Annotated in this window: 23 protein-coding genes, 1 tRNA gene and 1 pseudogene; 11 read left to right on the top strand and 14 right to left on the bottom strand. The window is 66.7% G+C overall.

Annotated features, from left to right (window positions below; translation table 11 throughout):
- Positions 1 to 34: 34 nt before the first annotated feature.
- On the bottom strand, positions 35 to 577 hold the full coding sequence (locus CHB64_RS06455; RefSeq protein WP_089411775.1) for a carboxymuconolactone decarboxylase family protein: 543 nt from the start codon (positions 575 to 577) through the stop codon (positions 35 to 37).
- A 260-nt stretch (positions 578 to 837) separates the two neighbouring features.
- Between CHB64_RS06455 and CHB64_RS06450 the strand changes: the two genes are divergently transcribed.
- Both CHB64_RS06450 and CHB64_RS06445 read left to right on the top strand, forming a co-directional pair.
- The gene (locus CHB64_RS06450; protein WP_089411774.1) at positions 838 to 1,197 is read left to right on the top strand and encodes an ArsR/SmtB family transcription factor; all 360 of its coding nucleotides are present in this window, start codon (positions 838 to 840) and stop codon (positions 1,195 to 1,197) included.
- Positions 1,194 to 1,730, top strand: coding sequence for an SRPBCC family protein (locus CHB64_RS06445; protein ID WP_089411773.1), 537 nt, complete (start codon positions 1,194 to 1,196; stop codon positions 1,728 to 1,730). Before CHB64_RS06450 ends, CHB64_RS06445 begins: the two co-directional genes overlap by 4 nt.
- A 40-nt stretch (positions 1,731 to 1,770) precedes the next feature.
- Here the strand turns inward: CHB64_RS06445 and CHB64_RS06440 are convergent, their stop codons facing one another.
- Genes CHB64_RS06440 through CHB64_RS06430 form a run of 3 tightly spaced genes read right to left on the bottom strand, consistent with a single transcriptional unit; the run spans position 1,771 to position 3,209 of the window.
- The gene (locus tag CHB64_RS06440) at positions 1,771 to 2,064 is read right to left on the bottom strand and encodes a YdcH family protein (protein WP_089411772.1); all 294 of its coding nucleotides are present in this window, start codon (positions 2,062 to 2,064) and stop codon (positions 1,771 to 1,773) included.
- A gap of 18 nt (positions 2,065 to 2,082) precedes the next feature.
- Positions 2,083 to 2,622: a TIGR02444 family protein gene (locus CHB64_RS06435; protein ID WP_159462433.1), complete on the bottom strand. Its 540-nt coding sequence runs from the start codon at positions 2,620 to 2,622 to the stop codon at positions 2,083 to 2,085.
- Positions 2,619 to 3,209: a UbiX family flavin prenyltransferase gene (locus CHB64_RS06430; protein WP_089411770.1), complete on the bottom strand. Its 591-nt coding sequence runs from the start codon at positions 3,207 to 3,209 to the stop codon at positions 2,619 to 2,621. Before CHB64_RS06430 ends, CHB64_RS06435 begins: the two co-directional genes overlap by 4 nt.
- A gap of 151 nt (positions 3,210 to 3,360) precedes the next feature.
- On the opposite strand from CHB64_RS06430, the gene CHB64_RS06425 reads away from it, so the two are divergent.
- Both CHB64_RS06425 and CHB64_RS06420 read left to right on the top strand, forming a co-directional pair.
- Positions 3,361 to 3,546: a YdcH family protein gene (locus tag CHB64_RS06425; protein WP_089411769.1), complete on the top strand. Its 186-nt coding sequence runs from the start codon at positions 3,361 to 3,363 to the stop codon at positions 3,544 to 3,546.
- 136 nt (positions 3,547 to 3,682) lie between these two features.
- Positions 3,683 to 4,468 carry an SDR family NAD(P)-dependent oxidoreductase gene (locus tag CHB64_RS06420; protein ID WP_089411768.1) on the top strand — a complete coding sequence of 262 codons (786 nt, stop codon included), beginning with the start codon at positions 3,683 to 3,685 and terminating at the stop codon, positions 4,466 to 4,468.
- A 90-nt stretch (positions 4,469 to 4,558) separates the two neighbouring features.
- Here CHB64_RS06420 and CHB64_RS06415 read toward each other — a convergent pair whose 3' ends face one another.
- The 3 genes from CHB64_RS06415 to CHB64_RS06405 all read right to left on the bottom strand — a co-directional run bounded on the left by CHB64_RS06415 (position 4,559) and on the right by CHB64_RS06405 (position 7,064).
- The gene (locus CHB64_RS06415) at positions 4,559 to 5,107 is read right to left on the bottom strand and encodes a hypothetical protein (protein WP_089411767.1); all 549 of its coding nucleotides are present in this window, start codon (positions 5,105 to 5,107) and stop codon (positions 4,559 to 4,561) included.
- 113 nt (positions 5,108 to 5,220) lie between these two features.
- Positions 5,221 to 5,922, bottom strand: a complete 702-nt coding sequence (locus CHB64_RS06410; protein WP_089411766.1) for a DUF1013 domain-containing protein — start codon at positions 5,920 to 5,922, stop codon at positions 5,221 to 5,223.
- A gap of 140 nt (positions 5,923 to 6,062) precedes the next feature.
- Positions 6,063 to 7,064, bottom strand: coding sequence for an NAD(P)H-quinone oxidoreductase (locus CHB64_RS06405; RefSeq protein WP_089411765.1), 1,002 nt, complete (start codon positions 7,062 to 7,064; stop codon positions 6,063 to 6,065).
- A 137-nt stretch (positions 7,065 to 7,201) separates the two neighbouring features.
- Here CHB64_RS06405 and CHB64_RS06400 point away from each other — a divergent pair, with 137 nt between their 5' ends.
- The 3 genes and pseudogenes from CHB64_RS06400 to CHB64_RS15740 all read left to right on the top strand — a co-directional run.
- Positions 7,202 to 7,396 (top strand): DUF1192 domain-containing protein, encoded by a 195-nt coding sequence (locus CHB64_RS06400; protein ID WP_089411764.1) that lies wholly within the window; start codon positions 7,202 to 7,204, stop codon positions 7,394 to 7,396.
- 35 nt (positions 7,397 to 7,431) lie between these two features.
- The gene (locus CHB64_RS06395) at positions 7,432 to 7,722 is read left to right on the top strand and encodes a SelT/SelW/SelH family protein (protein ID WP_089411763.1); all 291 of its coding nucleotides are present in this window, start codon (positions 7,432 to 7,434) and stop codon (positions 7,720 to 7,722) included.
- Between the two features lie 80 nt (positions 7,723 to 7,802).
- Positions 7,803 to 8,102 (top strand): annotated as a pseudogene (locus tag CHB64_RS15740) (DUF1272 domain-containing protein); the annotation flags it as partial.
- A gap of 37 nt (positions 8,103 to 8,139) precedes the next feature.
- On the opposite strand, the gene CHB64_RS06385 reads toward CHB64_RS15740, so the two are convergent.
- From CHB64_RS06385 to CHB64_RS06375, 3 genes are read right to left on the bottom strand one after another with little or no spacing between them, the layout of a single operon-like run.
- On the bottom strand, positions 8,140 to 8,532 hold the full coding sequence (locus tag CHB64_RS06385) for a hypothetical protein (protein WP_143265953.1): 393 nt from the start codon (positions 8,530 to 8,532) through the stop codon (positions 8,140 to 8,142).
- Positions 8,529 to 10,595: a copper-translocating P-type ATPase gene (locus tag CHB64_RS06380; RefSeq protein WP_200815255.1), complete on the bottom strand. Its 2,067-nt coding sequence runs from the start codon at positions 10,593 to 10,595 to the stop codon at positions 8,529 to 8,531. Before CHB64_RS06380 ends, CHB64_RS06385 begins: the two co-directional genes overlap by 4 nt.
- Before the next feature lie 25 nt (positions 10,596 to 10,620).
- Positions 10,621 to 12,054, bottom strand: coding sequence for an NAD-dependent succinate-semialdehyde dehydrogenase (locus CHB64_RS06375; RefSeq protein ID WP_089411760.1), 1,434 nt, complete (start codon positions 12,052 to 12,054; stop codon positions 10,621 to 10,623).
- Positions 12,055 to 12,507: 453 nt separating this feature from the next.
- On the opposite strand from CHB64_RS06375, the gene CHB64_RS06370 reads away from it, so the two are divergent.
- Positions 12,508 to 13,278, top strand: coding sequence for an enoyl-CoA hydratase/isomerase family protein (locus CHB64_RS06370; RefSeq protein ID WP_089411759.1), 771 nt, complete (start codon positions 12,508 to 12,510; stop codon positions 13,276 to 13,278).
- A gap of 3 nt (positions 13,279 to 13,281) precedes the next feature.
- Here the strand turns inward: CHB64_RS06370 and CHB64_RS06365 are convergent, their stop codons facing one another.
- Both CHB64_RS06365 and CHB64_RS06360 read right to left on the bottom strand, forming a co-directional pair.
- Positions 13,282 to 13,692: a DUF2306 domain-containing protein gene (locus tag CHB64_RS06365; protein WP_159462432.1), complete on the bottom strand. Its 411-nt coding sequence runs from the start codon at positions 13,690 to 13,692 to the stop codon at positions 13,282 to 13,284.
- Between the two features lie 169 nt (positions 13,693 to 13,861).
- On the bottom strand, positions 13,862 to 14,587 hold the full coding sequence (locus CHB64_RS06360; RefSeq protein WP_089411757.1) for a ZIP family metal transporter: 726 nt from the start codon (positions 14,585 to 14,587) through the stop codon (positions 13,862 to 13,864).
- 412 nt (positions 14,588 to 14,999) lie between these two features.
- Between CHB64_RS06360 and CHB64_RS06355 the strand changes: the two genes are divergently transcribed.
- Positions 15,000 to 15,959, top strand: coding sequence for a cation diffusion facilitator family transporter (locus CHB64_RS06355; RefSeq protein ID WP_089411756.1), 960 nt, complete (start codon positions 15,000 to 15,002; stop codon positions 15,957 to 15,959).
- Between the two features lie 9 nt (positions 15,960 to 15,968).
- On the opposite strand, the gene CHB64_RS06350 is transcribed toward CHB64_RS06355, so the two are convergent.
- Positions 15,969 to 17,264, bottom strand: a complete 1,296-nt coding sequence (locus tag CHB64_RS06350; protein WP_089411755.1) for a putative O-glycosylation ligase, exosortase A system-associated — start codon at positions 17,262 to 17,264, stop codon at positions 15,969 to 15,971.
- Positions 17,265 to 17,425: 161 nt separating this feature from the next.
- On the opposite strand from CHB64_RS06350, the gene CHB64_RS06345 reads away from it, so the two are divergent.
- Positions 17,426 to 17,704: a type II toxin-antitoxin system TacA family antitoxin gene (locus CHB64_RS06345; protein WP_200815254.1), complete on the top strand. Its 279-nt coding sequence runs from the start codon at positions 17,426 to 17,428 to the stop codon at positions 17,702 to 17,704.
- Positions 17,692 to 18,231 carry a GNAT family N-acetyltransferase gene (locus CHB64_RS06340; protein WP_200815253.1) on the top strand — a complete coding sequence of 180 codons (540 nt, stop codon included), beginning with the start codon at positions 17,692 to 17,694 and terminating at the stop codon, positions 18,229 to 18,231. The genes CHB64_RS06345 and CHB64_RS06340 overlap by 13 nt, the downstream gene beginning before the upstream one ends.
- Before the next feature lie 20 nt (positions 18,232 to 18,251).
- Here CHB64_RS06340 and CHB64_RS06335 read toward each other — a convergent pair.
- Positions 18,252 to 18,328 (bottom strand) — tRNA-Arg (locus tag CHB64_RS06335).
- Positions 18,329 to 18,420 lie beyond the last annotated feature (92 nt).

The raw sequence follows: 18,420 nt of genomic DNA, 5'->3' as shown, positions 1-18,420 counted from the left end.
ACCCCGCTGCGCCTCGATATTCAGGCCGAACGATTTATGCCGCTTTGGCCTTGACGACGGGAAAGTCGATATCGGTTTCGGCTACATGATTGATGTAATTAGTGAGAATGTTGGCGACCACGTTGACCACGGTCTCGACGATCTCGCCATCCGTAAGCCCGGCGTCCCGCGCGGCCTTGAGATCGGCGTCCGTCGCCCAACCGCGCTTGTCGATCACGGCCGTCGCGAATGCGAGGATCGCCTGCACCTTGGGATCGTCCGAACGGCCCTGAAGCCGCTTTTCGATTTCGCCGTCATCCACCTTCAGCCCCTTGGCGATCGCCGTATGCGCGGAGGCGCAGTAGTCGCAGCCGTTCGCGCCGGCGGTCGCCAGCGCGATCGCCTCGCGGGTTTTGGCGTCGAACGAGCCTTTTGCCAGCGCTTCGTTGAAGGCGAGCGCGGCGGCGAGCGCGGCCGGCTCGTTCGCGAGCACGCGATAGACGTTCGGCACGACGCCGAGCCTTTCCTTGATCGCGCCGAACAGCTCCGCAGCCTTCGGAGCGGCCTTTTCGTCTGAGACCTGCGTCAGCCTCGCCATATGATCTTCTCCTTTATTGATACGTATACGGATTTGAAACCGTGGAAGACGGCGCCGGCGCGAAAGCGACTGCGTTTCGCGCGACGCTGAGGTAGGAACCGGCTGCGCTGCTGCGCAAGTCCGCCGCCCGGGAAAGGCCGTCACGCCTGCGTGAGCCGGACGGAAAGCGCATTGGCGCGGCCGCTCGGGCGCGGCGGGGGCGGGTTGACGGCGCGCGGAAAGCCATATATTCAACTAAAAGGTTTAATGTAGGAGCAGGCATGCAGCCTCAGACCCTGGATCATGTCATGCTGGCGCTCGCCGATCCCACGCGACGCGCGATCCTCGACCGGCTTCAGCGCGAGGGCGAGGCGCGCGTGACGGATCTGGCCGCGCCGTTCGCCGTCTCGCTCAACGCCGTGTCGAAACATATCCGCCTGCTTGAACGGGCTTCGCTGGTGCGCCGGCGCCGGTCGGGCCGCGAGCATTTCCTGTCCTTCAATCCGGCGCCGCTCGACGAGGCCGCGGCCTGGATCGAGGAGAAGCGCGCCTTCTGGACGAAACGGCTCGACGCGCTCGAGCGCGCCCTCGTCGAGGACGACGCGGCGAAGCAACGCCTACGGAAAGGACGAAAGAGATGAGCGACTATGGCGAATATCTCGACAAGACGACGTTCCGCATCGAGCGGCTGCTGCCGGGGCCGCTGGAGCGGGTGTGGGCCTATCTGACGGAGGCGGACAAACGGGCCGAATGGTTCTGCGCCGGCGAGTTCGATCTGCGGCCGGGCGGGCGCGCCGAATTTCATTTCGATCACCGCCGCATTACATCGGCGGACGACAAGCCGCCGCCGAAATACGAAAAACACGCCGGGGAGACCCGTTTCGACGGCCGCATCGTCAAGGCCGAACCGCCGCATCTTCTGGTTTTCGAATGGCCCGAAGAGTCCGGCGACTGGACCGAGGTCGAAATCCGGCTGACGGAGGAAAGCGGAAAGGTGCGCCTGACGCTGACCCATTCGAAGCTCCGGACGCCGCAGGACCTCATCAGCATTTCCGGCGGCTGGCATTCTCATCTCGACATTCTAAAAGCGAAGCTCGAAGGGGCGACGCCGCCGCCGTTCTGGGCGGCGATCGCGCGGCTCGAGCCCGAATACGAAAAGAAGCTGCTGGCGTGAGCCTGCTGAAAGGGCGGCGCCGGCGGAAAAGGCGCCGGCCTCACGCGATGATGTCGGGCGTGAGCTGGTCCTTGACCGCCTGTATCTGGTCCTTGAGCAGGAGCTTCTTCTTCTTCAGCCGCGCAACGGCGAGGCGGTCGTGATGGGGCTGCGCTTCGAGAGCGGAAATGGCCGCGTCGAGATCGGCGTGCTCCTCCTGCAAGAGGCGCAGCTTGATGAGCAACGCTTCGTCGTTGGCGGCGTCGAGCGATTTCTCGCGCGCCGGGAACCGGCCTTTCAGCGTTTTCGCGTCGGGCGCGCCGTCATCGGGACCGGGCGGCAGGTCATCCTTCATCGATTGAAGATTACTCCCTCAAGGCCCGGCTGAACAGGCGAAGAGGCGCGCGGCGAGGGCGTCGAGCAGCGCCCGGATTTCCGCGTCGGCCTCGCTTGCGCGCCCGGCGGCGGCGAGATAGGCGGCGAAATTGCGTCGCGCCTGCGTCCCGGCGTCCGCCGCATCAGGCGAAGCGCCCGTCGGCGGCGCCTCAGGCGCGAGGCCGTCGAGCATGGCGCAGGCGGCCCGCTCGGCTTCGAGCTCCAGTTTTCCGACCGCCTCGCGCAGCGCCGGCGCGCCGGCGGCGACCGCTTCGGGGCGAGCCGTCTTGAGCGCGCGCCGCACGGCGCGCAGGCGGCCCGTCACCTCCCGCGACCACGGCTCCGCAAGCGCGACGGCCTGAGCCATGATTCGCCGATCGACGACGTCGCCCCGCTCGGCCCGCCAGGCGCACCAGAGCAGCAGGCAGACGTCGAGCCCGCGCCGGTCCTGCAGCACGAGAAGGGTTTCCTCTACGCCCGGCCGGGCGTAACGGTCGAGCGACCACGCCCAGAAATCCTGCGCGCGCGCGTCGTTCACTTGCGCCGGCCCTTTTCGAGATCCTCGCCCCATCGGCGCACGAAATCCGTCTCGATGTCGAACAGGTCGAGCGCGCGGCCGACCGACTGATCGACGAGATCGTCGATCGTTCGCGGCTCCGCGTAAAAGGCGGGGACGGGGGGCATGATGATCGCGCCCATTTCCGCAAGCTGCGTCATGGTCCGCAGATGTCCCAGATGCAGCGGCGTTTCGCGGATCATCAGCACGAGCCGGCGGCGCTCCTTGAGGGCGACGTCGGCGGCGCGCGTAAGCAGGCTCGTCGTCACGCCTGCCGCGATCTCGGACATGGTGCGCACCGAGCAAGGCGCGATCAGCATGCCCCGCGTACGGAACGATCCGGAGGCGATCGGCGCGCCGACGTCGCTCGCGGCGTAATGACGATCGGCGCGCGCGGCGAAATCCTTCAGCTTTTCGCCGAGCTCGTAGCCGATGGTCATCTCAGCAGCCCTGCTGACCACGAGATGCGTCTCGACGCCCGCCGCAGCCAGCGCCTCCAGCGCCCGGCGCGCATAGATTGCGCCGGAAGCGCCGCTCACGCCAAGGATGAGTCTGTCAGGATTTTTCACTGTTTTCTCAATAGGTTGTAAGACTTTTGATACATCATGAGACGGCCCTTGGCAAAGCCGGCGCGAAGGCCCACCTGAGCGACAGGGCCTGTCGACAGGCGGGGCTCGACCATGCTTTACTTTTCACCGTCCCAATCGAAGGAGGTTTCCTATGGCGTTGAAGGCTCATCTGGAAACGCTGACTCAGCGGCATCAGGAGCTTGAAGCGGCGATCGCCGCCGAACTCAAGCATCCCAGCCATGACGACGCCCGGGTGACCGAACTGAAGCGCCTTAAACTTCGAATCAAGGACCAGATCGAGAGCATCCGCACGCAGAACGGTTCGAATTCGAGTTGACGCAGGATCAACTGCGCCGCGCGTCCTGAGAGGGGCGCGCGGCGTCGAAAGCGATTGAGAAAAGGGCGCGAACGCTGGATGCGCGGCGATTTTCGCGCAGGGCGGTTATAATTTTCTGACACGACAGGAACCGTTTATGGCAGGCCGCTCTGTCGTCATTACCGGAGCTGCGAGCGGCGTGGGGGCGGCTTGCGCGCGCCGCTTCGCTGCGCATGGCGACAGGCTCGTTCTGGCGGATACGGACGAAGAACGCGGCAAGGCGTTGGCGGAGGAGATCGCCGGCAAGGACGGGACGGCGACCTTCGTTCTCGCCGATCCGGCGAACCGCCTGCATGTGCACAATATCGTCGCCGAAGCGCTCGAGGCGAACGGGCGCATCGACGTGCTCGCGCATATGGCGGGCGAGGAATTTTCAGCGGCGTTTCTTGAGACTTCGGAGGAGGATTTCGAGCGCGTCGTCGCGCGCAATCTCAAAAATGCGTTTCTGGTCAATCAGGCCGTCGCGCGCCAGTTCGTCAAGCAGCTTGAAGCGAGCGACGAAGAGATGCGGCCCGGCGCGATCGTGAATCTCATGTCGGTCGAAGCCGTCGTCGCTGCGGCCGATCACGTCGTTTTCGCCGCGACTCAGGGCGGGCTGCACCAGATGACCAAGGCGATCGCGCTCGCGCTGTCGCCTTATGGAATCCGCGCCAATGCGGTCGGCGTCGGGGCGATCAAAAACGACTTCATCGACGACGGCGACCGGCGTCTCGCGCGCCGGTCCGTGCCGCTCAAGCGCCTCGGCGATCCTGAGGAAGTCGCCGAAACCGTATTCTTCCTCGCCTCGGACGCGGCATCTTATATCACCGGCCAGTGCATCTATATCGACGGCGGACGGATGATCCGCTCCGGCGCGCCGACGAAGAAGACCGAGGAGGAGTAGCCGGCCTTAGAGCGCAGGGCTAATCCTTAAGCTGAAGGTCTGCGGCGACGGGGCGATCGAGGGGCCGCCGCCGCAGACTGCGCGTCGTTGTTACAGCCGTTGGAAATTCGGATCCTCAACCGCCTTCCTGATGAGGGCGCTGACGGTCGGCTGGAAGGCGTCGATGACGTTCTGGCACGCCTTGAGCGCGCTCCAGCTTGTCTTGAACGTGTAATCGACGCTCGTGGAATAGCCTTCCGGCAAGTTCGGCGAGGAAAGCGTAATGGCGACAGTCCATTTGCCCGTGCCGAAAGAATTGAAATCAAGCTGCGTAACCTTGAGATCGACGGGTGTTCCGGCGATCTGATCGTAGAGCTCGGCCTGGAACAGTTCAGTTTGCAACGCGCCGTGAATATACTCCACCGGCGTTTGTCCGGGCGCGACTTCAAGCGCGCCCAGCGCGCGGCAGGTCAGGCTGGTTTCCACACCTTCGGCAGCGCTCGCCGTGTTGATTTTCAGTTTTTGTTCAGCGGCGTCGCGCGCGGCCTTCATCGCCAGAACGTTCTGGACGGAAGGCTGGTACGGCCTGGTGGAGGTCGTTTCGCACGCGGCGAGAGCCAGCGCGCCGGCGACCAGCGCGGATAATGCGACGAATTTCATAAAGCCCCCTCTCTCGATCTCCGGTTTCGTCAGTACAAGAACGACAACGTCCGGCACGTCTGGCGCAACCGGCGAGCGGATATTGTCACTGCATCGCGGCGAACGGCAAGCGCTTATTCGTCCTCGTCCGCTTCTTGCTTCTTCGAGCCGCCGAGGCTGGCGAACACCTTTTCGAGATCGACCTCGCGGGACTCCTCGGCTTCTTCGGCCTCGGCCGTTTCCGGCTCGGCCGTCGTCTCGCTCGCCGGCTCGAGAGTCGGTCCGTCGGGCGCGGCCGGTTCGAGCTTCGCCTTGCGCGCGGCGGCCTTGCGCACCACTGCGTCGAGTTCGAGCTGCGTGCACAGGCCGAGGCCGACCGGATCCTGCGGCGTGATGTTCTGCGAATTCCAGTGCGTGCGGTCGCGCACAGCCTGGATCGTCGTCTTGGTGGTGCCGAGCAGCTTGGCTATCTGCGCGTCGGCGACTTCCGGGTGGTTGCGCAGCATCCAGGCGATGGCGTCGGGCCGGTTCTGGCGCTTCGAAACCGGCGTGTAGCGCGGGCCCTTGCGCGGCTTTTCCGCCACGACGGTCTTGGGGCGCGACAGCTTCATCCGATAGGTCGGGTCGGCCTCGCCCTTTTCGATCTCCTCGCGAGCGAGCTGGTGGTTGGTGATCGGGTCGATGCCGCGCACCCCCGCGGCCACGTCGCCGTCGGCGATGCCTTTCACCTGCAGGGGATGGAGGCCGCAGAAATCCGCGATCTGGTCGAAGGTGAGGGAGGTGTTGTCGATCAGCCAGACGGCGGTCGCCAGCGGCATCAAGGGTCTGTCGGCCATGAAATCGTCTCCGAAAAAGGGTTCGCCTCCGGCCCTCCTTTTCCGGAGGGCCGCGCTTTACGCCCGAGTTTTCCGGGGAAAGCGGCGCGCATCAGCGCGACTTTGGGCGCTATATAGGCCGTTCGGGGCAAAAGGCAAAGCTATTCCTCCGAAACCGCCAGCACGATCTTGCCGATATGGCGGCCGGCCTCCATGCGCTCATGGGCTCTGGCGGCGTCCGCGAGAGGAAAGATCCTGTCGAGCGCGGGCGTGATCCGCCCGGCTTCGATGAGCGGCCAGACATGGTTGCGCAGCGCGAAGGCGATGCGCGCCTTTTCGCCATTGTCGCGCCCGCGCAGGGTCGAGCCGGTCAGGCGCAGCCTTTTGCGCATGATCGCGAAGATGTTCACCTCCGCCGTCGCCCCGCGTAGAAAGGCGATGGAGACGTGCCGGCCGCCGGGCTTGAGGCATTGGAGATTGCGGGCCACGAAATCCCCGCCCGCCATGTCGAGCACGACGTCGACCCCGCCGAGGGCGGCGATCTCCTCCTCCCACTTGTCGGTCTGGTAGTTGAATGCGTGATCGGCGCCGCGTCGGCGGATGGCATCGAGCTTCTCCGCGCTCGACGCGGTGGCGACCACCTGCGCGTCGAAGGCCTTGGCCATGGCGATGGCGGCGACGCCGATCCCGCTCGTCCCGCCATGGACAAGCAGCGTCTCGCCGCCCTTGAGTCCCCCGTCCTCGAAGACGTTGGCCCAGACGGTGAAACAGGTCTCGGGCAGAGCCGCCGCCTCGGCCATGGAAAGCCCGCGCGGGACGGGCAGACATGAACCCTCATGCGCGAGCGCGTATTCGGCGTAGCCTCCGCCGGGCAGGAGCGCGCAGACTTTGTCGCCGACGCGCTCGCCATGGACATCCGGGCCGACGGCGACGACCTCGCCGCTGACTTCGAGGCCGGGCAGGTCGCTCGCGCCCTCCGGCGGCGGGTAATGGCCGAGCCGCTGGAGCACGTCCGGCCGGTTCACGCCCGCCATCGCAACCTTCACGAGGACCTCGCCCTTGCCGGGTTTCGGCGTCGGGCGCGTCGCGAGCCGCAGAACCTCCGGCCCGCCGGGCTTTACGATCTCGATGCAGCGCATGGTCTCGGGAATGGGCGCGCTCATGGCGACAGGCTCCCTGATTTCGTCGTCTTCTTGTAGCCGGAACGGGAACGGTTTTGCGAGGCGCGCGCCGGCTTGAACCCGCGGCGGCGATAACCCAAAATCCGTCGCCTGAAACAAGCGCCGCCGGGAGACGCGCCATGGATTTCGACGAGCCGCAGGAAACCCCGGACCTCACGCTGAAGTCCCTGAAGAAACAGGACCTCAGCACGCTTTCCGTCGACGATCTCGAAGAACGCATCGCCTCGCTCAAGGCGGAGATCGCGCGCTGCGAGGCGGCGCTCGGCGCGCGCGGCTCGACGCGGGCGGCCGCCGAGAAGATGTTCAAGATCTGACGCGCCCGGCGCCGCGTCTTGGGAGGGAAATCGTCATGAGCGGACCGCGCGTCGAGATCGTCTATTGCCGGCTGTGCAACTGGCTGCTGCGCGCCGGCTGGATGGCGCAGGAACTCCTGTCGACCTTCGGCGAGGAGCTTGCCGCGGTGACGCTCGTTCCGGACTCCGAGGGCGGCGCGTTCGAGATCCGGCTCGACGGCGAGACGATCTGGTCGCGCAAGAAAGACGGCGGCTTTCCTGACATCGCCGAGCTCAAACGCCGGGTGCGCGACCGCGTCGCGCCGGGCCGCGACCTCGGCCATGTCGACCGGAAGGAGGGGCATTAACGACGCCCGCACGCCCTTTCGTTCTTTTCGGCGGCGCATCCGCCCGGAATGAGGAGGCGTGCGGGGAACGGGAGGGCGCGATGCTCGCGCTGAGGCCGAATTGCGAATATTGCGACCGGGATCTGCCGCCCGACTCGCCCGACGCGCGCATCTGCAGCTATGAATGCACGTTCTGCGCGGATTGCGTGGAGACCGTTCTGTTCGACGTCTGCCCGAACTGCGGCGGCGGTTTCGTCCCGCGGCCGATCCGTCCGTCAACGGAGCGCCGCCCCGGCGTCAGCCTCGCGAGGCAGCCGGCGTCGGACGAGCGCGTCCGCCTCAAATACGGGCGGAGCGAGGTTGCAGCCTTCGTGAGAGCCGTCCGCGACATTCCCCCTCAGGCCGGTAGCGCGAGCCGGCGAGCGCCGGCGATTTCGCCTACGGGGCGGGACGAGTCCAGCCGCGCTGCTCGAGCAGCTGCGGAATGATCTCCCGCCCGAAATGGTTGGAGAACCACGACATGCCGAAGGCGATGGCGAGGATGACGATGAACTGGATCGCCGAGCTGACGAAGCCCGGCGTGGGGCGGCCCGCCGCGCCGTTCGCCGCGATTTCCATGTAAAGCGACAGCGAAATCAGCAGCGCGAGGACGAGCCCGCCCGGCAGCACCCACCACAGCGGGCCGTCGATAACGCCGGAGTAGACTTCGAGCAGCACCGTGCAGAAGGCGGTGGCCGCGCCCAAAATGCGAATGGCGTACATCGGATTGTCCCCTCGTTTGGCGCCGCGCGCAGGATCAAAGGCCGTCATGGCGGGACGTCTGGCGATCATAGCCGCAGCCGCCGGAGGAGCTGCGCGTTAAGGGCGACGATCACCGTGCTCGCCGACATCAGTATGGCGCCGAACGCCGGCGCAAGCACGATGCCCGCCCAAGCCAGCGCGCCCGCGGCGAGCGGAATCGCGAAAATGTTATAGCCCGCAGCCCACCACAGATTCTGCAGCATCTTGCCGTAGCTGGCGCGGCTCAGCGCGATGATTCGCGCCACATCGCGCGGATCGCTGCGTACGAGGACCACGTCGCCTGCCTCGACAGCGACGTCGGTTCCCGCGCCGATGGCGACGCCGACGTCGGCGGTCGCCAGCGCCGGCGCGTCGTTCACGCCGTCGCCGACCATGGCGACGCGCCTTCCTTCGGCCTGCAGCGCTTTGATGCGTTCGGCCTTTTCTTCGGGCAGCACCTGCGCGAAGACCTTGCCGATCCCTAGCTCCCTTGCGACATGATCGGCGACGGGCTGCGAGTCGCCGGTGAGCATGGCGACCTCGACGCCCGCCTCTTGCAGGCGTGCGACGGCGTCGCGCGATTCCGGACGGATCGCATCGGCGACGGCGAAAACGGCGAGGGCGACGCCCTTTTCCGCGAGCCAGATGGCGGCGCTGCCGGCGGCGCCGAACCGCTCCGCCGCTTCGCGCAGCATCGGCGCGGCGTCGATGCCTTCCCTTTCCAGCAGGGCCGGCCCGCCTACAAGCAGAGCGCGCGCGCCGATCTGTGCGCGCACGCCGCGGCCGGGCATGGACTCGAAGCGTTCTGCTTTCGGAACGTCAAGGCCGCACGCTTCGGCCGACCTCAAAAGCGCCTGGGCGATCGGGTGCTCGGAATCGCGCTCCACCGCGGCCGCGAGGCGCAGCGCTTCGTCCGGCCTGATGCTTTCAGCTGCGACGGTCTCGACGACGCGATGCTCGCCCAGAGTCAGCGTGCCGGTCTTATCGAAGACGACAATGTCGAGATTGCGGGCCTCTTCGAGCCCGCGACGGTCGCGCACCAGGAGCCCGTTGCGCGCCGCGAGCGTCGTTGAGATCGCGACGACCAGCGGAATCGCGAGCCCCAGCGCATGGGGACAGGCGATCACCAGCACCGTGACGACGCGGGTGACGACGTAATCGACGCCAGCGCCGAGCGCGCTCCATGCCGCGCCCGTGACGAGACCGGCGGCGACCGCCGCGTAGGTGAGAAGCTGCGCCGCGCGGTCGGCCAGCGCCTGGGCGCGCGAGCGCGAGCTTTGCGCTTCGGCGACAAGGCGCATGATCCCCGCGAGCGCCGTTCCTTCCCCGACGCCCGTAACCGCGACCCGCAGCGAGCCCTGCCCGTTGATTGAGCCGGCGATGACCTTGTCGCCGGGCGTTTTCTGAACAGGCCGCGATTCGCCGGTGATTAGCGCTTCATTGACGGCGCTTTCGCCGCTCTTCACGACGCCGTCGGCGGGAACCGACGCGCCTGGCCGGATCAGCACGAGATCGCCCGGCCTCAGCCTGTCGATCGGCGCGCGCTCTGTCCGGTCGCCCTCCACGATGCGCTCGGCCTCGTCCGGCAGCAGCTTTGCGAGCTCCGTGAGCGCGCCCTTGGCCTGAAAGATCGAGCGCATTTCGATCCAGTGGCCGAGCAGCATGATCGTGACGAGCGTGGCCAGCTCCCACCACAGCGGGTGGCCGCGAAAGCCCAGCGTCACCGCGGCGCTGTAGGCGAAGGCGACCGTGATGGCGAGCCCGATGAGGGTCATCATGCCGGGCGCGCGGTCGGCGAGCTCGCGCCAGGCGCCGGCCAAAAAGACGCGCCCGCCATATAGGAAGACAAGCGTCGCGAAGACCGCAGGAATATAAGACGAGCCCGGAAATTCCGGCGCTCGGTAACCGAACCATTCCTGCAGCATCGGCTCCCAGACAAGCGCCGGAACCGTCAGCGCGAGAGAAATCCAGAACAGGTTCCGGAACATGGCGACGCTGTGGCCGGCGTGCTTGTCATGCGCCGCAAGGCCGCCGTCGCGATGCGCCGCATGCGCGGCGTGGTCATGATGCGCGCGGCCGGCGGTTTCGGGCGAGGAGCGGTCGTCGGACGTCATCGGGGCGAAGGCTGTCGATTGCGCATCACAGCCCGCCGATCAGGCCGTATTTGATGTTGAGATAGTCGTCGAGACCGTATTTCGAGCCTTCCCGGCCCATGCCGGAATCCTTGACCCCGCCGAAGGGCGCGACCTCGGTCGAGATGATGCCCTCGTTGACGCCGACGATGCCGTATTCGAGCGCCTCCATCACGCGGAAGGCGCGGCCGAGATCGCGCGTGTAGAAGTAGGCCGCAAGGCCGTATTCGGTGTCGTTTGCAAGGCGGATCGCCTCTTCCTCCGTCTCGAAACGAAAAAGCGGGGCGAGCGGGCCGAAGGTCTCCTCGCGGGCGACCAGCATGTCGGCGGTTACGCCCGTGAGCACCGTCGGCTCGAACCACAGGCCCTCGCGGCGCTTGCCGCCGAGAATGACCTTCGCGCCTTTCTTCGTAGCGTCCTCGATATGCTCTTCGACCTTGCGCACGCCCGCCTCGTCGATGAGCGGGCCCTGCTGCACGCCGGGCTCGAGCCCGTCGCCGACTTTCAGCGCCTTCGCCGCCGCGGCGAGCTTCTCGGCGAAGACGTCATAGACGCCGGCCTGCACGTAGATGCGGTTCGAGCACACGCAGGTCTGGCCGGAATTGCGGTATTTCGAGGCCACGGCCCCGGCGACCGCGCGGTCGAGATCGGCGTCGTCGAAGACGATGAAGGGCGCGTTGCCGCCGAGCTCCATGGATACGCGCTTCATGTGCTTCGTCGCCTTGGAGGCGAGCTCCTTGCCCACGGGCGTGGAGCCGGTGAAGGTGATCTTTCGCACCTTGGGGTTCTCGCACAGCTCGTCGCCGATGGCGGCGGCCGAGCCGGTCAGGATGTTGAGAACGCCCTTCGGCAGGCCGATCTCCTCGGCGATCACCCCGTAGGCGAGGGCGGAGTAGGGCGTCTGCGAGGCGGGCTTGGCGACCACCGTGCAGCCGGCTGCGAGCGCGGCGGCGGCCTTGCGCGCGATCATCGCGGTGGGGAAGTTCCACGGCGTGATCGAGCCGACGACGCCCACGGGCTCCTTGGTCACGACGATGCGCTTGTCGGCCCAGGGCGAGGGGACGACGTCGCCATAGACGCGCCGGGCCTCTTCGCCGAACCATTTGAAGAAGGCGGCCGCATAGGCGACCTCGCCCTTCGCTTCGGCGAGCGGCTTGCCCATCTCGATGGTCAGGAGCCGGCCGAGCTCTTCCTGGTTCGCCATCAGCGCGTCGTGGATCTTCAGGCAGTAGGCGGCGCGTTCGGCGGCGGGGCGTCCGCGCCAGTCCGCGAAGGCGGCGTGCGCGGCATCGATCGCCTTCGCCGTCTCCTTGCGGGCGAATTTCGGAACGGTCCCGATGACCTCGCCGGTCGCCGGGTTGTCGACGGGGATCGTCTCGTCTGCGCCAATCCAGGCGCCGTCGATGTAGCATTCCTGCCGGAAAAAGCGGCTGTCGATCATGACTCACTCCTCCGCGTTGAGGCGACTGCGTCTTTCAGCAAGTGGAGTAACGCCGATCCGGGCGCGAGGCCAGAGCGCGTCCGGCCCCGGCGCCCGTTCGGCGCGTCGTTCGCAGGCGACAGCTTCGCGCCGACGCCTGCGCAGGGTCCACGATGTCAAACAGCGAGAGGCCCGGCGCTCTTGCGCCCTGAACGCGACGCGGCGCGTGCGCGCCGGACCCTGCGCCGCGACGCGGGGGAGTCCGCGACGCAGCAGCCGAAGGATAAGCTCTGGCCGAAAGGCGGGGATAACTATCCCCGTTTTTCGGCTAACGCTTTGAAATCTCTAAGAGCGCCGTCCACCTAAAGGTGAGCGAATGACTCGCGACTGGCGCGCCCGGCGCTGCTTGCAGGCGTAGCGCGTCCGCGCGGCGTTTGGCAGAAACGAAGTCCGGCGCGGAAGAAGGAGGCCTCAATGACGGTGAAATACGAAAAGCGCGGCGAGACGACGGCCCTCGTCACGCTCAATCGTCCGCAGACGCTCAACGCTTTCGACGCGGCGATGCGCGCCGATCTACTCGACGCCATGACGCGCGCCTCAGCCGACGCGACGCTGCGCGCGGTCGTCATAACCGGCGAGGGGCGGGGCTTCAGCGCCGGGGCGGACGTCACAGACGCGTCGAGCCCGCGCACGATCGAAGACATTCTGAATACGGAATATGGCGCGTTCCTCTCCGTCATCATGACCTGCGAGAAGCCGGTGATCGCGGCGATTAACGGGCCGGCGGCGGGAATCGGCATGACGCTTGCGCTCGCCTGCGATCTCAGAGTCATGGGCGAGGACGCCTATCTGATGAGCGCCTTCTCCAATATCGGCCTCGTTCCCGACGGCGGGCTCTCCTGGCTGCTGACGCAGGAGGTCGGCTATGCGCGGGCCTATCAGCTCGCCGTGGAGGCGGAGAAGATACCGGCCGCGCGCTGCCTTGAGCTTGGGCTCGTCAACCGGGTCGTTCCGGGCGAGCGCGTCGTTCCGGAATCGCTCGAATGGGCCGCCTCGCTCGCCGAGCGGGCCCCGCTCGCCCTCGCCGCGACCAAGCGCGCCTTTCGCGCCGCGGCCCAGTCGGGCCTTCGAAATGCGATGGCCTATGAAGCGATGCTGCAGAAGACCCTCATCGCCACCGAAGACTGCCGCGAAGGCGTCATGGCGCTGATGCAAAAGCGGAAGCCGGCGTTCAACGGGCGGTGAGGTTCACCCGCCGAAAACGACCGCGTGCATGATCCGCCCCGGGAGCAAGGTCAGCGCGCCGGCGATGACCAGTCCGCCGACGAAAAGCCCGATCATCGAGCCGGCGTGGCCTTTCACGTTTCCGCGTCGGATATGGAACAGGGCGAGCGGCAATGAGACCGCCGTCAGCACGACGAAAAGATGGATCGGCGTATAGCCGTTCACGCTCCAGCCCGCGCCTTCGGGTCGCCGGATGAAGACGGCCGAGACCGCCACTACGGTCATCAGCAACACGTAGGTCCATCCCAGCATCTTGTGAAAACGCGTGCCTTTCCGGTTGAGCAGGATGACCGCGCCGAGGAGAAACGCGGCGACGGCGCTGACGAGGTGAATCTGGATCTGGATCGGCGCGACGAGAATGGGCGCGAGGTTCATGCGAGGCTCCCTGAGCGCGGCCATAGCGGCGAGTTTCGTACATACACAAATGACTTTAAAAAATAAAGTATTTTGACGCGCCTGCTAGGGAAGGGCCTGGGGTTCGCCGGGGGCGCAGACGAACGGTCGGTGTCTCCTCCGGGCCTCGGCGCAGGGCGATCACGCGCGCTCAATGGGCCCCGTGGCGGAAGATGATCGCCAAAAGCCCCACGATCACCCCGAGGCTCATCAGACGGTAGCCGAGCGGATGAGGCGCGCGGGTGGAGTGAGGACCGAGATGGAAGGCGGTCACATAGACCAGGCCGCCGGCCGTCATGCCGAGAAACGCCGCGTAAGGAAGGTCCGACGTCCACGGCGAGTAAGCCGAAAGGCACGCGCCCGCGACGGTTGTCAGCGCGGCGGCGACGAAGGCCAGAACCCCCGCCGGCAATCGGGCCATGCCTGCCTCGCGCAGGAGATAGAAGGCGATCGCTCCCTCCGGAAACTCGTGCAGCATGAGGCCCATGGTGGCGATCCAGCCGGTGAACAGGTCGCCGCGATAGGCGAGATCGTAAAGAACCCCGTCGAGAAACGAATGCGCCCCCAGCGCGATGATCGAGGCGTAGCCGAAGGCGAGATTCGCGCTCTCGATCCGGCGGCGGGTGAAAAGGCGCAAGGAGAGGCCGAAGGCGAACAGCGCGGCGAACCCCAGCGCCATCCAGCGCCACGCGCCGAACGAATAGCTGAGCGCTTCCGGGATCAGGTGCATCAACACCGTGACGAGAAGAAAACCGACCGCGAAAGCAGAGAAGGAGGGGCTGTTGCGCCGGCTCCAGTCCTTGAGCAGGAGCATGGCGAACAGGCCCGCCGTGCTCACAAGGCCGGCGAAAAGCGCGGCGATCACCCCGCTCGGCATCTGACCATCCCCGAACACGCCGGCGAGTCCCCTTCGCTCCGCCCTCTCATTGCGCCCTTGTCGAACCGTCCCCGCCGGTCGGCGTCGCCGTTCGAGGCGCCGGACAGGCGCGCAGCGCCGCCCACCTTTACAGCGAAGATGTTATCACGTCACCCTTCTTCGCGTCCGATCGTGCGCCGTTGTTTCCGGCGTTTACCCCAATACGGATCTGCGCTCCCGTCGTTATCATCTTGTGATAGACAGAGGCGCGAAATAAAGCCCTTAATGCTTGCTCCTGTCGCGCGCGCAAGCGTAGTGTCAGGCGCCGCTGAAGCTGTCGCACCGTAAAGCGGCGTCAGTTCGGGATGGCGATCGATCGACGGGCTGAAGCGTGACGCACTGCGAACATCGGCATGACAAAACGGGCGAGGGCATGAACCGCCTGCTCGCCGCCTTCGCCGTCATCGTCGTGTTCATGATCGTGGAGACGATCGGCGGCGTGCTCGCCGGCTCGCTCGCGCTGCTCGCCGACGCCGCGCACATGCTGACCGACGCGGTCGCGCTGGGCCTGGCGGCGAGCGCGCACTGGTTCGCGCGGCGCCCGGCCGACGAGCGGCTGCATTTCGGCTATCGCCGCGCGCAGGTGCTGGCGGCTTTCGCCAACGGACTGTTTCTGCTGTTCCTGCTGGTCTGGATCGTCATCGAGGCCGTCGGCAGGCTGCAGGCGCCGCCCGATGTGAAGTGGGGCGCGATGCTTGCCGTCGCGCTGACGGGCCTAGCGGCGAACGGCGTGGCGTTTTTCATCCTCAATCGCGGTCACACGCGCGATCTCAACGTACGCGGAGCGTTGCTGCATGTCGTCAGCGACATGCTGGGCTCGGTCGCCGCCGTGATCGCCGCCGTGGTCATCGCGACGACCGGCTGGATGCGGATCGATCCCATCCTGTCGATCATGGTGGCCGCGCTGATCGCCTATTCGGCCTACCGGCTGATCCGCGAGGCCGGGTTCATTCTGCTGGAAGGCGCGCCCCGGCATATCGACGTGTCGGCCCTGCAGGCGGATCTCAAGGAGTCGGCGCCGGAGATTGTCGACGTGCATGATGTCCGCATCTGGCAGCTCGCGCCGGAACACGCGCGGCTGACCTTGCACGCCTGCGTCGAAGACCCGGCGCAGGGCCCGGCAGCGCTCGCCCATATCAAATCCTATCTCGAAGAGCGTTACGGCATCGCGCATTCGACCGTGCAGATCGAAGTGGCGGGAACATGCTGTCCGGACCTGGCGGGCGCGCCCGCGCCGCAGGCTTCCTCTCGCGCCCATGAAGCGCCCGCGCCGCGCCGGCGGGAGGCCGGTTCGGCCTCGACTCCGAATGCGGCCTTCGTCGGCCAGAAATAGCCGAAAAGATCAGGACGGAGGCTTTCGCGACGGCGCGCCGCGGGCGCGCGCCCGCCAGCCGGCTGGCGCCGGGGCTGCTTTCGGCTCGGCGACGAGCCGGGAGAGCGCGGCGATCAGCGCCATGACGATCAGATAGCCGTCCCACATCTCCAGCGAGACCGCCGCGCCGCCCGCGCAGAACACGACGAGCGACATCTGCGCGAACCAGGCGAACCGGCTCGCCCAGGGCGGGGCGTTCGCGCGCCGGCGGATCTCGCCCGCCGCCATGAGCGCCGAAGCGACGGCCGCGAGATAAAGCGCAAGGCCGACGAACCCGGCGCCGCCCAGCACTTCGAAGTAAATGCTGTGGGCGGCCTTGGCGGTCTCGGCGCGCACAGGATCGACCGTCGCGGCGATCTCCTTCTGATAGGAGTTGCGCAGGCCCGCGCCGGTCAGCGGATGGGCCTCGGCGAGCTTCATGTTGACGATCCAGGCGTCGACGCGGCCCATGAAGGAAGGATCCTCGGCGGCCTGCGTGATCGTCTGCATGCGTTCTTTCCAGGCCGGCGGCATGAAGGCGACCGCCGGAACGAGCACCGCGGCGAGCCCGGCGAGAATGAGAAACTTCCGCCGCGCGCGCAGCCAGAAAAAGCCGGCGAAGACGGCGAGCGCGATCAGCGCTCCGCGCGAATGCGTGCCGAGAATGGCGACGAGCGCCAACGCGAACAGCGCGAGCAGGCCCGCCCTGACGGCGGCGTGTTTCGCCTCCCCGCGCAGATAGAGAATGAGCGGCAGGATCGCAGTCATGGCGAGCCCGAGATGGTTGTTGTCCTCCAGCACCGTGTTCTCGACGCCCTGCACGCGGAAACGGCCGAGCGTGGCGAGCGTGAACAGCCCGCCCTTCGCGGCGAAATAGCCGATCGCGACGACGAGCATCCATAACAGCGCATGGAAGCGCAGCCGGTCGCGCGCCATGAGCGCGCAGACGATCGCGAAGATCAGCGTCTTGACGAAACGGTCGAAATAGACGGCGGAATGATCCGGGTCGAGAGAAAAGACCTGCGAGACGCACAGCCACCCGGCGAACAGGGCGAGCAGGACCGTCGTCCGGTCTAGACGGAAGCGCCGCCATTCGCCCGCGATCGCGACGCCGGCGAGAGTCGCGACGGCGATGATCTCGTTAAGCGGCAGGCCGTAAACGCCGTAGGCGAACTGATGGGGCGCCATCAGCGCGAACCACGCCCAGGCGAGAACGCCGGCGAAAGGATAGCGCAGCGCCAGCCCCGAGCAGGCGAGAATGAACAGCAGAAGCAGGGCGTCGCGCATGATGTGACGGCTTTCGGCCTGTGACGGCTCCCGGCCTGTGATGGTCCCCGGACCCGGCGGCCTTTATCGGCCGTTTCAAGGATCGCGCCAGCGCCAGCAGGTGTATTGACAATAGCAATACATTTTTATAAGTCGAGACGGCGTCCGCAATGGAGTATTCGATGCCCGCTCCCGCCGCCAAGGACAGCGTCATTCAGATTCGCGTCTCAGCGGAGGGCAAGGCGCTTTTCAATCGCGCCGCCGCGCTGCGCGGGCAGAAGCTCTCCGAATTCATGCTGGAGAGCGCCCGCCGTCAGGCCGAAGAGACGATCCTCGACCAGCGCCTGTTTCTGCTCGACGAACAGGCGCATGCGCGCTTTCTCGCGCTGCTCGACGCGCCGCCGCCGCCTTCAGACGAAGTCCGCGAGCGGCTCGCGCGACGTGCGCCGTGGGAAAGCTGACATCGCCGCTCCTGCGCCCGTGCGAGCCGCTGAACGCCGACCACGACGTTTCGGCGTTCGCGAACGGCGTTCATCCGTCCCTTGACGACTGGCTGCGCGAGAAGGCGCGCGCCAGCGAAGGCCTGTCCGCGCGCACCTATGTGACCTGCCCTGCGGGCGAGCCTGCGCGCGTCGTCGGCTATTACGCGATCTCCACGGCGCTCGCGCAAAGAAAGGCGCTTCCGTCGGCGAAGCTGCGTCGCGGCAGTCCGGATCAAATTCCGCTCCTTCTGATCGGCCGTCTCGCCGTCGACGCGGGCTGGCGCGGGCGAGGGCTCGGCTCGGCGCTGCTCGCCGACGCGCTTCGTCGCTGTCTCGCCGCATCCGAAATCGCGGGCGTTCGCGCGGTGATCGCCCATGCGATCGACGAGTCCGCGGCCGGCTTTTACGCGGCGCACGGATTTCTGCGTTCGCCGCTGGGAGAGCGGGTCATGCTCATGCCCATCGAGACGGTCCGCGCCTTGACGGGCGGGACCGGCGCGCGGTGATCGCGTTCGAAAGTCAGAACTGGCGACCCCGGCAGGATTCGAACCTGCGGCCCTCAGATTAGGAATCTGATGCTCTATCCTGCTGAGCTACGGGGTCTTCCAGGCGGCGAGGTTTAGCAGCCCCGCGGGATTTCTCAAACCTCCCGCGCGCTGCGGCGCAAGGCGCCTCTGCAGGCTGCGCGCGCGAAA

The organism is Amphiplicatus metriothermophilus, from assembly GCF_900199215.1.
Classification (GTDB): domain Bacteria; phylum Pseudomonadota; class Alphaproteobacteria; order Caulobacterales; family Parvularculaceae; genus Amphiplicatus; species Amphiplicatus metriothermophilus.
Note: the sequence above shows the minus strand (reverse complement) of the source record. Positions and strands in the feature narration are given on the sequence as shown.

Excerpts from the sequence above, each read along its gene's own strand:
- CHB64_RS06455 (WP_089411775.1), bottom strand. The coding sequence starts at position 577 with ATGGCGAGGCTGACGCAGGTCTCAGACGAAAAGGCCGCTCCGAAGGCT.
- CHB64_RS06450 (WP_089411774.1), top strand. The coding sequence starts at position 838 with ATGCAGCCTCAGACCCTGGATCATGTCATGCTGGCGCTCGCCGATCCC.
- CHB64_RS06445 (WP_089411773.1), top strand. The coding sequence starts at position 1,194 with ATGAGCGACTATGGCGAATATCTCGACAAGACGACGTTCCGCATCGAG.
- CHB64_RS06440 (WP_089411772.1), bottom strand. The coding sequence starts at position 2,064 with ATGAAGGATGACCTGCCGCCCGGTCCCGATGACGGCGCGCCCGACGCG.
- CHB64_RS06425 (WP_089411769.1), top strand. The coding sequence starts at position 3,361 with ATGGCGTTGAAGGCTCATCTGGAAACGCTGACTCAGCGGCATCAGGAG.
- CHB64_RS06420 (WP_089411768.1), top strand. The coding sequence starts at position 3,683 with ATGGCAGGCCGCTCTGTCGTCATTACCGGAGCTGCGAGCGGCGTGGGG.
- CHB64_RS06415 (WP_089411767.1), bottom strand. The coding sequence starts at position 5,107 with ATGAAATTCGTCGCATTATCCGCGCTGGTCGCCGGCGCGCTGGCTCTC.
- CHB64_RS06410 (WP_089411766.1), bottom strand. The coding sequence starts at position 5,922 with ATGGCCGACAGACCCTTGATGCCGCTGGCGACCGCCGTCTGGCTGATC.
- CHB64_RS06405 (WP_089411765.1), bottom strand. The coding sequence starts at position 7,064 with ATGAGCGCGCCCATTCCCGAGACCATGCGCTGCATCGAGATCGTAAAG.
- CHB64_RS06400 (WP_089411764.1), top strand. The coding sequence starts at position 7,202 with ATGGATTTCGACGAGCCGCAGGAAACCCCGGACCTCACGCTGAAGTCC.
- CHB64_RS06395 (WP_089411763.1), top strand. The coding sequence starts at position 7,432 with ATGAGCGGACCGCGCGTCGAGATCGTCTATTGCCGGCTGTGCAACTGG.
- CHB64_RS06385 (WP_143265953.1), bottom strand. The coding sequence starts at position 8,532 with ATGATCGCCAGACGTCCCGCCATGACGGCCTTTGATCCTGCGCGCGGC.
- CHB64_RS06380 (WP_200815255.1), bottom strand. The coding sequence starts at position 10,595 with ATGACGTCCGACGACCGCTCCTCGCCCGAAACCGCCGGCCGCGCGCAT.
- CHB64_RS06375 (WP_089411760.1), bottom strand. The coding sequence starts at position 12,054 with ATGATCGACAGCCGCTTTTTCCGGCAGGAATGCTACATCGACGGCGCC.
- CHB64_RS06370 (WP_089411759.1), top strand. The coding sequence starts at position 12,508 with ATGACGGTGAAATACGAAAAGCGCGGCGAGACGACGGCCCTCGTCACG.
- CHB64_RS06365 (WP_159462432.1), bottom strand. The coding sequence starts at position 13,692 with ATGAACCTCGCGCCCATTCTCGTCGCGCCGATCCAGATCCAGATTCAC.
- CHB64_RS06360 (WP_089411757.1), bottom strand. The coding sequence starts at position 14,587 with ATGCCGAGCGGGGTGATCGCCGCGCTTTTCGCCGGCCTTGTGAGCACG.
- CHB64_RS06355 (WP_089411756.1), top strand. The coding sequence starts at position 15,000 with ATGAACCGCCTGCTCGCCGCCTTCGCCGTCATCGTCGTGTTCATGATC.
- CHB64_RS06350 (WP_089411755.1), bottom strand. The coding sequence starts at position 17,264 with ATGCGCGACGCCCTGCTTCTGCTGTTCATTCTCGCCTGCTCGGGGCTG.
- CHB64_RS06345 (WP_200815254.1), top strand. The coding sequence starts at position 17,426 with ATGCCCGCTCCCGCCGCCAAGGACAGCGTCATTCAGATTCGCGTCTCA.